14 protein-coding genes are annotated in these 14,690 nt (G+C 68.7%); 6 read left to right on the forward strand and 8 right to left on the reverse strand.

Annotation, left to right across the window (positions count from 1 at the left end):
- Window positions 1–46: 46 nt before the first annotated feature.
- Complete coding sequence (locus tag ACH34Q_RS42135) at window positions 47–472, reverse strand: hypothetical protein (RefSeq protein WP_395988828.1); 426 nt, start codon at window positions 470–472, stop codon at window positions 47–49.
- Between the two features lie 497 nt (window positions 473–969).
- Here ACH34Q_RS42135 and ACH34Q_RS42140 point away from each other — a divergent pair, with 497 nt between their 5' ends.
- From ACH34Q_RS42140 to ACH34Q_RS42155, 4 genes are all read left to right on the forward strand, one after another.
- The gene (locus tag ACH34Q_RS42140; RefSeq protein ID WP_395988829.1) at window positions 970–1,269 is read left to right on the forward strand and encodes a hypothetical protein; all 300 of its coding nucleotides are present in this window, start codon (window positions 970–972) and stop codon (window positions 1,267–1,269) included.
- Between the two features lie 5 nt (window positions 1,270–1,274).
- Window positions 1,275–3,032 (forward strand): alpha/beta hydrolase, encoded by a 1,758-nt coding sequence (locus ACH34Q_RS42145; RefSeq protein WP_395988830.1) that lies wholly within the window; start codon window positions 1,275–1,277, stop codon window positions 3,030–3,032.
- A 92-nt stretch (window positions 3,033–3,124) separates the two neighbouring features.
- The gene (locus ACH34Q_RS42150) at window positions 3,125–3,550 is read left to right on the forward strand and encodes a hypothetical protein (RefSeq protein ID WP_395988831.1); all 426 of its coding nucleotides are present in this window, start codon (window positions 3,125–3,127) and stop codon (window positions 3,548–3,550) included.
- Window positions 3,551–3,574: 24 nt separating this feature from the next.
- Window positions 3,575–4,057 (forward strand): hypothetical protein, encoded by a 483-nt coding sequence (locus tag ACH34Q_RS42155; RefSeq protein WP_395988832.1) that lies wholly within the window; start codon window positions 3,575–3,577, stop codon window positions 4,055–4,057.
- A gap of 13 nt (window positions 4,058–4,070) precedes the next feature.
- Here the strand turns inward: ACH34Q_RS42155 and ACH34Q_RS42160 are convergent, their stop codons facing one another.
- A complete protein-coding gene (locus tag ACH34Q_RS42160; protein ID WP_395988833.1) occupies window positions 4,071–5,699 on the reverse strand; it encodes a cytochrome bc complex cytochrome b subunit in 1,629 nt (542 codons plus the stop codon).
- Between the two features lie 272 nt (window positions 5,700–5,971).
- Between ACH34Q_RS42160 and ACH34Q_RS42165 the strand changes: the two genes are divergently transcribed.
- Window positions 5,972–7,252, forward strand: a complete 1,281-nt coding sequence (locus tag ACH34Q_RS42165; protein WP_395988834.1) for a helix-turn-helix domain-containing protein — start codon at window positions 5,972–5,974, stop codon at window positions 7,250–7,252.
- A 48-nt stretch (window positions 7,253–7,300) separates the two neighbouring features.
- Here the strand turns inward: ACH34Q_RS42165 and ACH34Q_RS42170 are convergent, their stop codons facing one another.
- The 3 genes from ACH34Q_RS42170 to ACH34Q_RS42180 all read right to left on the reverse strand — a co-directional run bounded on the left by ACH34Q_RS42170 (window position 7,301) and on the right by ACH34Q_RS42180 (window position 10,737).
- Window positions 7,301–8,338 (reverse strand): sensor histidine kinase, encoded by a 1,038-nt coding sequence (locus ACH34Q_RS42170; protein ID WP_395988835.1) that lies wholly within the window; start codon window positions 8,336–8,338, stop codon window positions 7,301–7,303.
- 113 nt (window positions 8,339–8,451) lie between these two features.
- A complete protein-coding gene (locus ACH34Q_RS42175; RefSeq protein WP_395988836.1) occupies window positions 8,452–9,123 on the reverse strand; it encodes a response regulator transcription factor in 672 nt (223 codons plus the stop codon).
- 132 nt (window positions 9,124–9,255) lie between these two features.
- Window positions 9,256–10,737 carry a glutamate--cysteine ligase gene (locus ACH34Q_RS42180; RefSeq protein ID WP_395988837.1) on the reverse strand — a complete coding sequence of 494 codons (1,482 nt, stop codon included), beginning with the start codon at window positions 10,735–10,737 and terminating at the stop codon, window positions 9,256–9,258.
- Between the two features lie 225 nt (window positions 10,738–10,962).
- Between ACH34Q_RS42180 and ACH34Q_RS42185 the strand changes: the two genes are divergently transcribed.
- Window positions 10,963–12,315 carry a sensor histidine kinase gene (locus tag ACH34Q_RS42185; protein ID WP_395988838.1) on the forward strand — a complete coding sequence of 451 codons (1,353 nt, stop codon included), beginning with the start codon at window positions 10,963–10,965 and terminating at the stop codon, window positions 12,313–12,315.
- 144 nt (window positions 12,316–12,459) lie between these two features.
- Here ACH34Q_RS42185 and ACH34Q_RS42190 read toward each other — a convergent pair whose 3' ends face one another.
- From ACH34Q_RS42190 to ACH34Q_RS42200, 3 genes are all read right to left on the reverse strand, one after another.
- Complete coding sequence (locus ACH34Q_RS42190; RefSeq protein WP_395988839.1) at window positions 12,460–12,702, reverse strand: hypothetical protein; 243 nt, start codon at window positions 12,700–12,702, stop codon at window positions 12,460–12,462.
- Between the two features lie 307 nt (window positions 12,703–13,009).
- Window positions 13,010–13,558 carry a YceI family protein gene (locus ACH34Q_RS42195; protein WP_395988840.1) on the reverse strand — a complete coding sequence of 183 codons (549 nt, stop codon included), beginning with the start codon at window positions 13,556–13,558 and terminating at the stop codon, window positions 13,010–13,012.
- A gap of 132 nt (window positions 13,559–13,690) precedes the next feature.
- The gene (locus ACH34Q_RS42200; protein WP_395988841.1) at window positions 13,691–14,506 is read right to left on the reverse strand and encodes an alpha/beta fold hydrolase; all 816 of its coding nucleotides are present in this window, start codon (window positions 14,504–14,506) and stop codon (window positions 13,691–13,693) included.
- Window positions 14,507–14,690 lie beyond the last annotated feature (184 nt).

The following is a 14,690-nucleotide window of genomic DNA, read 5'->3' on the forward strand; positions in this document are numbered from 1 at the left end:
CGGGCATCGCCTCGTCAAGATCGTTCAATGTGCCGCCACGCAATGTTCACGAACCGGATTGTTTCCTCGGCAGGGCGAACGGGTCTTCGGGCAGAAAGCATCCGTGATCCTGCAAAGGCATCGCTTCGTTGAGGACGACCTGGAAGATCTCACCGGCCGGCGAGAGCCCGTCTGGAGCGTCCAGGACGCGTTCCCCCGGCGACCGGGCGCCGCTGCCCACGCTGGGTGCGGGCTGGATCGGCCCGAGACGGCCGTGGCGTTCGAGGAGAGCGTGCGCGGCATCGTAGAGGTCCACGATCGTCCGAGCCGCCTCATCTTCGGTCACCTCTGGGTTCAACTCGCGGAAGGCCTGCCGCGCAGCGGCGAGGAAACGGTCGGGGTCCACCACGACCACGTCGTGGCGGCTGCGGACACTGACCGTCATTCCGGCCGCGAGGGCTTCTGGCTCGTCCATACCGGGGGGCTCGTCCATACCGGGCAACCTCCAGACAGGCGGGATCCGCAGCACTCTAGCCAGCCCAGGCGCCGGTCAGGCCGGGAGTCGGGGCCGATCACCCCATCTGCCTGGTCGGCGCACGCACCTTCGGTGCCGCTTTTGGGATTTCCCAAACCTCATTGTCGGCCTCGCCATAAAGCCGATGATCGATAATGTGTGATACGGGATTCTGATACTTGTGCGGCCTTGGGGCTTTTATATCCCCATGGCGTGTTTGACTCATGCATTAACTCTCCGCCATCATATTCGTCGATTTCGCGCTACCGGGATGGACGGTCGGAAGCATGGGCCAAGACGACCTTGAGCGGCTGCTGAATCCTGATCTCAACCAGAGGCAGCCTTCTGCGCCGGCACCTGGCCTGCCCCTTCTACCCGGAACCCCACCGCCACAGCCCTCGTCGCCTCCAGGACCTTCCCCGGCGCCGTCACCTACGCCCGGAAAAGCGGGAGGCGGCGGGACAGGCGTGGCGGCCATGAGCCGAACGCCCCTCCGCAATGCCGCGAAGTCGACCGTCGAGGTGGAGGGTCATGTTCACGCCGGAGCACGGGCGTTTCCCGCTGATACGGACAGGGCCGCCGCCGCACTCGGCCGCGGCTGGGCCACGGCCGCGGCGCTGAACCAGACGGTGACCGCCTGGTCTTGCGCGCTGAAACGGCTCGCGGATGAAGTCGACTACTACGGCGACGCGGTTCGCAAGTGTGTCGACAACAACAGGTGGGCTGAAGACGAGATCAAACAAAGGGTCTCCAGGATCCGCACGGGGGCACGCTGACGATGGTGTCCTTCGCCCAGTTGCGCGACGCGAAACTCGATGACCTCGATGCCGCCTGGCGAGGCTGGCGGAAGACCGTGGAACGCCTCGAGCAGGCTGAGGACGCCTACAACGGCAAGTTCCTCCAAGGGATACGTGGCTCCGGGTGGCAGGGACAGGACGCGCAGGCCGCGCTGCGCACGCTCGTTCCCGCGAAGACCCGCATCAGGGTCGCCGCAGCCGAGGCCGCCGCGATCGCGAGTGTGATCAATACGGGGCAGCGCAGGTTCAAGAGGGCCCAGCTCAAACTCACGTTCGCGATCAGCTCCGCCCAGAGCGAGTACCTGAGGGTCGGCGACGACGGCTCCATCTCCTTCCCGGACGCCCTTCCGCCCCGGTACTCCAGTTGGCAGGAGCTTCAGCAGGCGGCTCGCAGGATCCAGGGACGGTTCGAGCTCGCCATCAAGGAGGCGACTGAGGCCGATACCCAGATCGCCCACACGCTTCGCGACCTCGGCCCCAACGTCCTCGACAGCAAGAATCCGCAGGCCGGCGTCCATAAGGACGCCCTACTGGCGGCGAAGATGGCGGGCTTCGAGGCATCGAACGTTCCACCGGTGAACGCTAAGGATCCCAGCGCGATCGCGTCCTGGTGGAAGGGCCTCCCGGAAGAGCAGCGGCACCTGCTGATGAACGCGTTTCCAGAGAAGATCGGATGGCTGAACGGTATTCCCTCCGAAGACCGTGATGAGGCCAACAGGACTCATGTGAACACTCGGATCGCGGAACTTCAGGCGAAAGAAGACTATCTGAGTAAGGCCGAACAGAGAGATCTCAAACGCCTGACCGACCTTGATAAAGCCATCTCCGCCTACGAGGCCAAAGGTAAGGACATGTACGTCCTCGGCTTGGACATCACCACCATGGATCCGGCGGAACTCCGTGATGGCCAGGGTTCTGACGGCCGCGCGATCGTTGCCTTCGGAAACCCCGATACGGCCAAGCACAGTGCTGTGTATGTGCCTGGAACGGCGGACAATATCGACAAGCTCGGTGGCGTTCTCAACCGTGCCTTCAATCTCAATGAGGCGACCGGGATGTTCACAGACGGATCGGTTTCCACGGTCGCGTGGCTGGGATACGACACCCCGGACGACATGGTCAAGGATGCTCCGTTCGGAAACTACGCGGATGCCGGCGGCGCAAAGCTGAACGACTTCGTCGACGGAATCCGCGAAACGCAGTCCGAAGCCGGCAATGGCGGAGCTCACATGACGGCGGTCGGCCACAGTTACGGTTCTACGGTCATCGGAGAGGCCGCCCGTCACGAGGTCGATCGGCTGTCCGTTGACGACATCGTCGTGGCCGGCAGTCCCGGTATGCGGGTCGAAAAGGCTGCGGATCTGGGGATCGGCTCTGACCATGTATGGGTCCAGGAGGCTCGCGGAGAAGCGATTTCGCTAGGCCGCCTGGGGCATGGCGGTGGATACTTTCCCGGGCCGCCGAACGCGCCGTCGGACGAGGACTTCGGCGCCCAACGCCTTGCCACTGACGGCCAAGGCCACAGCGACTACTGGAAGGACAAACCCAGAGTCGACCACGCTGACCCACGCCATCCCGCGGATGATCGATATACCTTCGGCAGGCCCTCGCTCAGTCTGGAACAGCAGGCTCGAGTCATCGCGGGCACTCACGCCGACGGTGACCTTTCGAATGATCCAATACGCTATGGGCAGGGCGGACCGCAAGAGAGCAAGGAAACATGGTGGCAGCGACTTCTCTGATCAGTAGGGGCATTGTCCTGGCTGCCTTCAGTTGCTGTCTGTGTGCCTGTGGCGGCCCGTGGTCAGGAGTACGGCCGAGAGATCCACAGCCTGTGGGCGATGCGGTCGAGCGTCTTCGTGGTGAAGTCGCCAGGGGGATCAACGGCCCCACGGTGGGCGCATCCGGGACCTACCATGAATATTGCGGTGAAGATTCGGAGGAGTCGGTGAAGATCGCTCCACTGGAGGGCGACCGCTGGAAGGTGGTGCACAGTCCCTTCAGATTCAGGGCGAGTGTGGGCTTGAAGGTGGAATCGCACGATAAGGCTCGACCCATCTATCAGGGCTTGCAGCGTCACCTACGCCTCGTCGGTGGCTGGGAGGTGACGGAACTGCGTTCCAAGAATGGGGTCTTGGGCGGCATTCAGGGGCGCAAGGGTGACGTGAGGTTGCACGCCTATGATTTTCCTGAACGCCCGTCCGGTGTGAGCGTGTACGTGGACGTGGAGAGCGGCTGCTATCGGCATCCCAATGCTTGATCGGCGCAGCGGAGAGTGATGGCCATGCGGATGGAGCATCCGAGGACCGCGGCCGAACGGGTCACGGAGTTCGTGTCGGCCATCGGCGCCGGTCTCGCCGGGAGAGGTGAGTTGAGCCGCGCGCCCGGTGATGTGAGTCCCCAGCCTTGCGACCACGTGGCCGAGTCGCGCAGCGTATCGGCCACGTATGCCTCGTCAGGCGGAAATCCCTACCTGGATCCGTGGTACGTCGACTACAGCCCGTACAACATGATGTACATCGGTTATGCCGACATCGCCGCGCCCATTCGGTTCGCTTCGTTCTTGGCGGAGCTGGGCGCTCGTCTCGCCGCCGGTGGATGGCGGGTGTACGAGCCGGAAAGCGGCTCGGGCGGTGGGCCGGAACTGATGGTCGAGGCACCGGTTCGAGGGTACGGCGGGAAGATCGGCGGGATTCTCGGGCCGGCGGGGCGGCCGCGGGTCACGGTGATCTTCTCGTCGCCCTGTCTTCGGCATCCGAATGAATGATGGAGTGGTTCGTTCAGGGGTCGATGGATTTCTGGTCTTCGTGGCCGTTGTGGGGGTGGGGGCGGTCGGCCAGGTCGGCCATGAAGCGGCGGTTGAGGACCAGGCGGGCCTTGCCTAGGCGGGTACGGGATTCGGGGGCGTCGACGCCTTCGCGGGACGGGCGGGCCAGGGCTATGGCGGCGGGCGGGCGGGGGTCGGTGATCGGGGCGGCGTCCTCGGCGGAGAGGGGACGTTCGACCTCGGTGAATTCGCCGTCCGGGGATTGGACGATGACGCCCGTTTCCAGGCCGTGCTCGATGAGGCCGGCGTCGCGGCGCTGGAGGCCCAGGCAGACGCGGTACGCGATGACGTACGCGAGTACTGGCCCGAGGATGATGGCCGCGCGGAAGAACCAGGTCGTCCAGAACAGCGGGATGTTGAACGTGAAGGCGATGACGTCGTTGCCGCCGGCGGCCCACAGGACGCCGTAGAAGACGACGCCGCCCATGCCGATGCCGGTACGGGCGGGAACGTCGCGGGGGCGGTCGAGGAGATGGTGGATCTCCCTGTCGCCGGTGATCCAGCGTTCCAGGAACGGGTAGGCGGCCAGGCCGGTGAACAGCACGCCGGGGACGACCAGCGCTGGGACGATCACGTTCATCGGCAGGGTGTGGCCCCACGCGCTGATCTCCCAGGCGGGCATGATCCGCAGCGAGCCCTCCAGCCAGCCCATGTACCAGTCGGGCTGGGAGCCGGAACTGATCGCGCCCGGGTCGTAGGGGCCGAACAGCCAGATGGGGTTGATCTGGAAGAACGCCGCCAGCAGGGCGGTGACGCCGAAGACCCAGAGGAAGAACGCGGTGGTCTTGGCGATGAAGACCGGGAAGAACTGGTAGCCGTACACGGTCCGGTTGCCGCTGCCCTTGCCGGGGAACTGGGTGTGGGTCTGCCGCCAGGTCAGGATGACGGCGTGCAGCGGGATCAGCGCCAGCAGGATGCCGGGGATCAGCAGGATGTGGATGACGTAGAGCCGGGGGATGATCAGGTCGCCCGGGAACTCCCCGCCGAACAGGAACATCTGCGCGTACGTACCGATGAGGGGGAGCGACAGCAGCACGCCCTCCAGGATCCGCAGGCCCGTGCCCGACAGCAGGTCGTCGGGGAGGGAGTAGCCGAACAGCCCGTTCAGCATCACGAGCATGAACAGCACGATGCCGATGAGCCAGTTGAGCTCGCGCGGCTTGCGGAACGCTCCGGTGAAGAAGTTGCGCAGGAGGTGGATGGTGATCGCCGCCATGAAGATGATCGTCGACCAGTGATGGATCTGCCGCATCAGCAGGCCGCCGCGCACCTCGAAGGTGATGTGCAGGGTGGAGGCGTACGCCTCGCTCATCTTCAGGCCCTGGAGGGGCTCGTACGGGCCGTCGTAGATGACCTCGGCCATGCTGGGTTTGAAGAAGAGGGTGAGGAACACCCCGGTGAGCAGGATGATCACGAACGAGTACATCGCGATCTCGCCCAGCAGGAAGCTCCAGTGGTCGGGGAAGGCTTTTCGGATAGCCTTGCGGGCGAAGCCGGCGGAGCCGAACCGGTCGTCGATCGCCTTGCCGGCGCCGGCCAGAGCCTTCGGCGGACGCCGGCCGCCGTCCTGGTGTGTGGCCACGTGGACCTCCCACACGGGTGGCCTTGTCCGGACCACCCTTCGCATCGGTGGTGCGCCTTCCAATGTCGCACTCACCCTCAGGACGGGCCAGGGGCGTCCGGTGTGACATCCCTGCATCCGGGCAGTCCGAATCTGGTCGAATCTCCAACTGGACTTTGCGTCCAGCGCTCTAAGGGGACATGATTTTCACCACATAAGCCGCATAAGTGAGCAATTACCCCGCGTGTCCGACCTGCGACAACGCGGGAGGGAGCCGGGGAGGGGAGGAACGCGTGGCCGAAGACGGCGCCGGTCCATACGGGCGGCCCTGGAACGACCTGCCACGGGAGCTCGCCGATCACATGCGGCCGCACCTCGACGAGGTGGCGGACGACATGATCCAGGAGATCAGGACGCGGGTCAGCGAGTATGACCGGCCGAGCGACGGCGCGTACTCCGGCACCATGCGGCAGGCCGTCGAACGCGTACTGCACTACTTCGTCGACCGGGTCGGCGACGCCGGCCAGGACTCCGGCCCGGTGACCGACTTCTTCCGCGCGATCGGGCGCGGCGAGGCGGGCGAGGGGCGCAGCCTGGACGCGGTGCAGACCGCGATCCGGGTCGGCGGGATGGTCTCCTGGCGGCGGATCACCGAGGGCGCCATGGTGCTCGAGGTGTCACCGCGCACGCTGGGCGCGGTCGGCGAGATCATGATGCAGTTCCAGGACGAGCTGGCCTCGGCCGCCGCCGAGGGCTTCGCGCAGGCCAAGGCCGCGGTGGCCGGGGAGATGCAGCGCCGCCGCAAGCGGCTGCTGGACCTGCTGTTCGCCGATCCGCCGGTCGGTTCCGAGGCGATCGCCGATCTGGCCGCGGCGGCGCAGTGGCCGGTGCCCCGTACGGTCGCCGCGGTGGCGCTGGGCCGTGACCACCGGGGCGCGCGCGCCCGGCAGCCCGCGTTCCCACCCGACGTGCTCGTCGACCTCACCCGCCGTACGCCCAGCCTCATCATCCCCGACCCGGACGGCCCCGGCCGGGCCAACGTGGTGGACCGCTCCCTGAGCGGCTGCCTGGCGGTCGTCGGGCCGACCGTGCCGGTCGCGGAGGCGGCCCGTTCGATCCAGTGGGCCCGCAAGACCCTCGGCCTGGTCGAACGCGGCGTGATCGAGGCCACCTCCGGAGTGATCCGCAGCGTCGAGCACATGTCCACGCTCATCCTGTTCCAGGACGAGGACCTGATCACCTCGCTGGCCGAGCTGCGGCTGGCCCCGCTGGGCCACCTGCGGGCCGGCCAGCAGGACCGGCTGGCCGAGACGCTGCTGGCCTGGCTGCAGTCCGGCCGCAACGCCAACGAGGTGGCGCTGCGGTTGCACGTGCACCCGCAGACCGTGCGCTACCGGTTGCGGCAGCTGGAGGAGCTGTTCGGCGACCAGCTGATGGACCCGGACCTGCGGTTCGACCTGGAGATCGTGCTGCGGGCCCGCGCCCTGCTCACCGACCAGGCCGGCGAGCGCGTCCTGCCCACGGCCCGCGAGGCCGTCGGCGACTCGGCCGAGGTGGTGACCTTCCGCCGCTGAGCCGGGCGCTGAGCCGGTCGTACGGGAGGCCGGCCTCCCGGGGCCGCGTCAGGGCTGTGGGAGATCGTCCGCCTCGGTGGACGGTCTTCTCGGGATCGTCACGCGGATCCGGCAGCCCCGGACCGTGTTCAGTACGCGGATGTCGCCGTCGTGCAGATCGACCGCCCACCGGGCGATGGCGAGCCCGAGGCCCGTACCGCCGCCCGGTGTACCGATCCGGGCGGCCTGCGTGGCCGTCCCCATGGAGAAGCGCTCGAAGACCCGGGCCCGCTCGCTCGGCGGTATGCCGGGGCCCTCGTCGGCGACCTCCAGGACGAGTCCCTCGTCGGACGGGCGCGCGGTCACCGTGACCGGAGCGCCGGGCGGGCTGTGCCGGACCGCGTTGTCCAGGAGGTTCGCCACCACCTGGTGCAGCCGGTCGCGATCGGCGACCGCGTGCAGGCCGGGGATCACGTCGGCCCGGATCTCGCAGCCGGGACGGCCCGCGCCCGCCTCGGCCGTGACATCGCCGATGAACGCCGCGACATCGATCTCGCTGACGTCCAGCCGTGCCGCGCCGGCGTCCACCCGCGACAGGTCCAGCAGCTGGGTGATCAGCCGGCCGAGCCGTTCGGTCTGCTCGAGCGCCGACTCCAGTACCTGCGGGGTCGCCGGGGTGACGCCGTCCGCCACGTTCTCCAGGACGGCCCGCAGCGCGCTGATCGGCGTCCGCAGCTCGTGCGACACGTTCGCCACGAACTCCCGGCGCTGCCGTTCCACCTCGGCCAGGTCGGTCGCCATCCGGTTGAACGCGTGTGCCAGCTCGCCCACTTCGTCCCGTGATGTGGCCCGTACGCGGCGGCTGTAGTCGCCGCGCGCCATCGCTTTCGCGGCGGCGGTCATCTCCCGCAGTGGCGCCGTCATCCCGTGCGCGAGCAGCTGCGCCACGACCAGCGACCCGAGCACCGCGACCGGAAGCGTCTGCCGGGCCCGGAAGTCCAGGACGTACCCCCACAGCACCATGAGGATGGCCGTGCAGGCCATCACCGCCGCCACGATCCCGAACTTCACCTTGATCGAACGCAGCGGATCGAGTGGCCTCGGCAACTTTATCCACACCCTGTGGATAACAGGACGGGCCTTGGCCGCTGGGCGGGTTCGGGGGTCAGGGCCGGTTTCGGCAACCGGGCGGGTCGGGCCGACGGGGCGAGGCCGTTCGGTCACGCTCGTACCTCCAGGCTGTAGCCGACGCCGTGCACCGTACGGATCAGGTCGGAGCCCAGCTTGCGCCGCAGCGCCTTGACGTGGGTGTCCACGGCCCGGGTGCCCGAGGCGCCGGCCCAGTCCCACACCTGTTCGAGCAGTACGGCACGGGTCAGCACCGTCCCCCGGTTGCGCGCCAGGCAGCCGAGCAACTCGAACTCGGTCGGCGTCAGATGCACCTCGGTGCCGTCCCGCCGTACCCGCCGCGAGGCGTGGTCGATCTCCAGCGGCCCCACCCGCAGCATCGTCTCCGGCAGCGCGGCGGAACGCTCCACCCGGCGCAGTACGGCTCGTACGCGCGCGGCCAGTTCCCGCATGCTGAACGGCTTGGTGATGTAGTCGTCGGCGCCCACACCGAGGCCCACGAGCATGTCGGTCTCGTCGTCGCGCGCGGTGAGCATCAGGACCGGTACGGGCCGTTCCGCCTGGACGCGCCGGCAGACCTCGAGGCCGTCGAAGCCGGGGAGCATGACGTCGAGCACGATCAGTTCCGGGTCGTACGAGCGCGCCCGTTCCACCGCGGAGGGCCCATCGGCGGCGATCTCGACCGCGAAGCCCTCGGCCGCCAGCCGGTCCGCCACCGCCCGCGCGATCGTCGGCTCGTCCTCCACCACCAGAATGCGTTGCACGAGCCGACTGTACGAGGCATATGTGCGGATTATGTGAAGAGCCCGGCTCAAGGCTCAGTTCGAAGCCCGGCTCCTGGCGCCCGGCTCAGGATCCGGCTCAGGCTCGGTTCAAGACCCAGGCCGGTGTCCAGGTCAGGGGCCGATCGGCCAGGTGTGTACGGGTTCGTTGGAATGCATCTGGCGGGTGTAACTCTGGGTCATCAGCCGCAGCGCCTCGTGCCGTTCCGTACCGAACGACTCCTCGATCGCCTCGACCGTCTGGATCTGCCAGGCGGCGCCGGTCTGCCCGGTGGCGCAGCGGCGCTCGATGATGCCGAGCAGCCGGTCGCGGCGGGCCGGATCGACGTCCCAGCGGTCCAGGCCTTCGTGCGCCAGGGGCAGGAGCGTCCGCTGCACCAGTTCGGCGGCGGGGACCTCACCGATCCCTGGCCAGTACAAGACGGCGCCTAGGCCGTCCTTGGCGGAACGGTGCAGATTCTCGGCCGCGGTCGCGAACGACATGCGCGTCCACACCGGGCGGTCCTCCTCGGCCAGCATGCGCACGAGACCGTAGTAGAACGCGCCGTTCGCCACCACATCGGCGACCGTCGGGCCTGCCGGCAGGACGCGGTTCTCCACGCGCAGGTGCGGCCGCCCGTTCACGACGGCGTAGATGGGACGGTTCCAGCGGTAGACCGTTCCGTTGTGCAGGCTCAGCTCGCCCAGCTCCGGGATCCGGCCCCGTTCCAGCTCCTCGACCGGGTCCTCGTCGTCGCACAGCGGCAGCAGCGACGGGAAGTACCGGGTGTTCTCCTCGAAAAGGTCGAACACCGAGGTGATCCAGCGTTCGCCGAACCACACCCGGGGCCGTACGCCCTGCGACTTCAGCTCGTCCGGCCGGGTGTCGGTGGCCTGCTCGAACAGCGGGATGCGGGTCTCGTGCCAGAGCCGGTGCCCGAACAGGTACGGGGAGTTGGCGGCCAGCGCCACCTGCGGTCCGGCGATCGCCTGCGCGGCGTTCCAGTAGTCCCCGAAGTGATGGGGACTGACCTGCAGATGGAACTGCACGCTGGTGCAGGCGGCCTCGGGCAGGATCGTGTCGGCGTGCATCCGCAGCGGCTCGGGCCCGTCCACCGCGATCTTCATCTCCTCGCCGCGCGCCGCGAAGATCTGGTCGTTCAGCATCTTGTAGCGGGCGTTGGCCGACAGCGACTCCTCGCCGATGTCGCCCCTGCGCAGCGTGGGCAGGATGCCGATCATCACCAGATGGGCCCCGACCTCGCGGGCTCGCGCGTCGGCCAGGTTGAGATGGTCGCGGATCTCCGCCTCCAGCTCGCCCGTGCCGGCGCCGCCCAGCTCCCGGGGCGGGATGTTGATCTCCAGATTGAACTGGCCCAGCTCGGTGGCCCAGGCCGGATCCGCGATCGCCTTGAGCACGTCCGCGTTGCGCATCAGCGGATCGCCCATGGCGTCGATCAGGTTGAGCTCGATCTCCAGGCCGATGTGCGGGCGCTCGAAATCGAACTGCGACTCGCCCAGCATCCGGGCGAGCACGTCCAGACAGCGCCGTACCTTCTCCCGGTACCGGCGCCGGTCCTCGCCACTGATGGCGATGGGGGTCACATCTCTGCCCATATGGGACGGATGTCCTCCTGCCGGGCGGCGAAACCCCCAGGCCGGTTTCGGACCGTCCGATGCCGGATGACCAGCATGAACCCGGCACCCTATTTATTACCTGCGGGTAAGTTTGGTGCCGCACCGCGCGTCATGACACGGTGCGCCATGAGCCACGAGCGCCCACCTGCGCTCTGACCCCCCTCATTCTCTTCAGCACGACCTGTCCGTCGAGGAGGACGATCGATGCGGCTTCGACCACGGTCGATCCGGGCACGGGACACCCTGATCGCGGCGGTGCTGGCCGCGCTGGTCTTCGGCGGCATCGCCGTCGGCGTCGATCTCGCCGTCCGCGCCGCCGTCGGCGCCCGCCTGCTGGAGGACACCCAGCTCGCCGCCCGCCGGGTCAGCGCCAACGTCCGGGACGGCTCGCTCCGGGGCCCGGTCATCCCCGACGACTCCCGCGGCCGGATACTGATCCAGGTGGTGGGGCCGGGCGGCGAGGTCCTCGGCGCGACCCCCGCGGCCGCCGGCCGCCCCCCGCTGAGCACCCTGTGGCCGTCCCGCGACAAGCGCATCCAGGACCTGGTCGAGTGCGACGGCCGGGGCCCCGGCGGCCGGTGCATGGCCGTCGAGGTCATCCGTACCACCACGGCCCCCGACTCCGTCGTGGTGTACGCGGGCAAGCCGATGCCCGCCATCCTGGTGACCGGGCTGCTGGAAGCCCTCCTCGCCGTCACGGTGCTGCTGCTGTCGGCCCTGGTCGCCTGGATCACCTGGCAGATCGTCGGCCGTACGCTCCGCCCGGTCGAGCAGATCCGCGCCCAGCTCGCCGAGATCAGCGCCAGCGACCTGAGCCGCCGCGTCCCCGAGCCTCCCGGTGAGGACGAGATCGCCCAGCTGGCCCGTACCGCCAACGCCACGCTGGACCGGCTGGAAGGCGCCGTCGCCCGCCAGCGCCAGTTCGCCTCCGATGCCTCGCACGAACTGCGGACGCCCATCGCGGGCCTGCGCGCCAACCTCGAAGACGCCTCGATGCACCCCGAGGACACCGACCTGGAGCGGACGGTCCACTCGGCGCTGCGCGACACCGACCGACTGGAGTCGATCGTCACCGATCTGCTCCTGCTGGCCCGCATCGGCACCGGCTCCACCGGCGCCGAGGAGGACATCGACCTGGGCGCGCTGGCCGAGGCCGAGATCCAGCGCCGGACGTCCCGCCTGGCGATCGACACCCGCCTGTCCGAAGGCGTTCTCGTACGGGGCGTCCGCATGCAGCTGGTCCGCCTTTTGGGCAACCTCCTGGACAACGCCGAGCGCTACGCGGGCGGCAAGGTGGAGATAGCGGTCTCCCAGAACGGCACCGGCGCCCGCCTGACCGTCACCGACGACGGCACCGGCATCCCCGAAGCCGACCGCGAACGCGTCTTCCAGCGCTTCACCCGCCTCGACTCCGCCCGCAGCCGGGGCGCCGGCGGCACCGGACTGGGCCTGGCCATAGCCCGCGAGATAGCGCACGCCCACGGCGGCACCCTGACCATAGAAGACCACCCCCAAGGCGCCCGCTTCGCCCTGACCCTCCCCACCACCCCTCCGTGACCTCACCCCGCTGGGCCTCCGACCTCTGCGGCGCTCGCCGGCCTGCGGCCGACGGCGAGGTGGAACGACGCTGATGCGGCCGACGCCGAAGCCAGGCGGCCGATCGCGCTTCGGCCGCCTGGCTGAGCTCAGGAAGTGGCGGGGTTACAGCAACTCGTTGAGGACCTCGATGTCCGGGCCTCCCTCGTCCCAGTCGTCGTCGCAGTTGCCGAAGAACTCGTCGAACCAGCCGTCGCACTCATCGTCGTCGTCCCAGCCGTCGCCGGTCTGGGTGGTCACGGTCTGGGGGGCCAGGCCGTTCGCCGAGTGGACGGCGGCCTGGGCGACGCCGGCCGGCAGCAGCAGGCCTGCTGCAAGGGCGGCGAGCGTGATCACGAGCCGACGCATGAACGGCTCCTCTCTGTGCTTGTTTGACTACTCTTTGTCATCATCTTTATGTGCGGCAGGCCTGGACGGCAACACAGCGGAGGATGCATCGGCCTGCTGCCGCGGTCACAGAGAGGTGGCCTCGCGGTACGGGAGTGATCGGATGTGCGTGTGTTCCGCCTGCGTGGCCGGGTTCCGCCGTACGCATCCACAGGGCGCGCAGCGAGCCCGGACGCCCGCGGACCGTCACAGTCCCGGACGGGAAAGCCGAAGGGCCGCCCACCTGGTCGGTGGGCGGCCCTTCGGCATCGCGTGGGGTCTGGAGGTGTCAGGCGCGGACGGCCTGGATCTCGAGCTGGATGTCGACCTTGTCGCCGAGCAGGGCCTTGTCGCCCTTCAGCGGGACGTTGAACTCGATGCCCCAGTCCTTGCGGTTGATCGTGGTGGAGGCGGAGAAACCGGCGCGGAAGCCGCCCCACGGGTCGTCGCCGACGCCGTTGAACTCGACCTCGAGGCTGATCGGGCGGGAGACGCCCTTGATGGTCAGCTCACCGTCCAGGAAGTGGCCGCCGCCCTCGGCGCGGACGCCCTTGGTGGCGAAGCTCATGGTGGGGTGGTTCTCGACGTCCAGCACGTCGGCCGTGCGGACGTGGGCGTCGCGGTCGGCGTTGCGGGTGTCCAGCGAGGCCATCGTGATCTCGGCGACGGCGGTCGAGGCGGCGACGTCCTCGGCGATCTGCACGGCGCCGGAGAACTCGGTGAAGCTGCCCCGTACCTTGGTCATCAGGTGCCGGATCGTGAACGTGATCTCGGAGTGCCCGGGGTCGATGTTCCAGGTGCCGGCGGTCAGGCCGGGAGCGGCGGTGGCGATGCTCATGGTGTCTCCAAGTGCTTGAAGTTTCAACAACCAGACCTGCGCCAGGTTAGTTGAGGATTCAAGCACTTGTCAAATGTGGGCGCCGACCCTGGTTCCGGTGGTCCGGTGCAGGCACGTTGGGCGCTGATGCCGCTAGGCGCTGGCCTTGGTCTCCGCGGCCTGGGCGCCGGTCTCGGCGCTGCCTTCGAGGAGGATCCTGGCCACCAGTTCGGGGTCGTCGCCCATCGGAACGTGACCGCATCCCTCCAGCCACACGAAACGAGCGTTGGGCAGCGCGCGCTGGGCGCGGATGGCCTGGCTCGAACGGAGCAGGCGGTCCCTGGTGCCCCAGGCGATGGTCACCGGTACGTCGGCGCAGGAGCCGCGGAACCGTACGTTCCGTCCGGCCCGCAGCGTCGGCTCGAAGCCCACGGCACCGCGCAGGGCCCGGGTGTCGCCGGCCAGGTCCGCCCAGTCCAGCCGGTCGGGACGGCCGTAGATCATGCCGAACATGGCCATCCGGAGCTTGGGGTTGGCGGCCAGCCGGGCCATGAACTGCTCGGGTACGCCGGCGGCCAGCCGGGAGGCGCGCAGGACCGTGGCGGCCCAGGTCAGCTCGCGTGCGGTGAAGAAGCCGGCCGGCGAGAAGACGGTGGCCGAGCTCACCAGGCCGCGGTCGGCGGCTACCAGCGAGAACAGCCCGCCGAGCGAGTTCCCCGCGATGTGCGGGCGCTCGATCCCGAGGTCCGTGAAGAGCCGCTCCAGGACCTTGATGGTGGCGTCGACCGTGTAGGGAGTACCGGGCGGCAGTGGCGCGGAGGCACCGAACCCGGGCAGGTCGACGGCGATGACATCGCGCTCGGCCGCCAGCCGGTCCATGACGGGCGTCCAGCCCTGGCGGCGATGTCCGATCCCGTGCAGCAGCACCAGCGGCGGTCCGTCGCCGCGGCGCTCGAAGTCGATGTCCACGCCGCGAGAGTAGGGCACAAGTTACCGGCCAGTCACGTGTGATGGTCATCACAGCGAATCCCGCCCATCGAGTCCGGGGTCGAGGCCGGGCAGGCCGTCGCGTGCGCCGGGGCCACGCCTCCAGGCGGCGCCACCCTCGGCCGCGTAGTCGGGGCGCGCGCCGGGTGGCCGGGTCGTCGGGCGG

The organism is Actinomadura sp. 9N407 (genome assembly GCF_044326315.1).
GTDB lineage: Bacteria > Actinomycetota > Actinomycetes > Streptosporangiales > Streptosporangiaceae > Spirillospora.

What these genes read in the sequence shown, in the direction of transcription:
- ACH34Q_RS42140 (WP_395988829.1), top strand. Translation starts at nt 970, where the DNA reads ATGAGCCGAACGCCCCTCCGCAATGCCGCGAAGTCGACCGTCGAGGTG.
- ACH34Q_RS42195 (WP_395988840.1), bottom strand. Translation starts at nt 13,558, where the DNA reads ATGAGCATCGCCACCGCCGCTCCCGGCCTGACCGCCGGCACCTGGAAC.
- ACH34Q_RS42155 (WP_395988832.1), top strand. Translation starts at nt 3,575, where the DNA reads ATGCGGATGGAGCATCCGAGGACCGCGGCCGAACGGGTCACGGAGTTC.
- ACH34Q_RS42190 (WP_395988839.1), bottom strand. Translation starts at nt 12,702, where the DNA reads ATGCGTCGGCTCGTGATCACGCTCGCCGCCCTTGCAGCAGGCCTGCTG.
- ACH34Q_RS42180 (WP_395988837.1), bottom strand. Translation starts at nt 10,737, where the DNA reads ATGGGCAGAGATGTGACCCCCATCGCCATCAGTGGCGAGGACCGGCGC.
- ACH34Q_RS42135 (WP_395988828.1), bottom strand. Translation starts at nt 472, where the DNA reads ATGGACGAGCCCCCCGGTATGGACGAGCCAGAAGCCCTCGCGGCCGGA.
- ACH34Q_RS42185 (WP_395988838.1), top strand. Translation starts at nt 10,963, where the DNA reads ATGCGGCTTCGACCACGGTCGATCCGGGCACGGGACACCCTGATCGCG.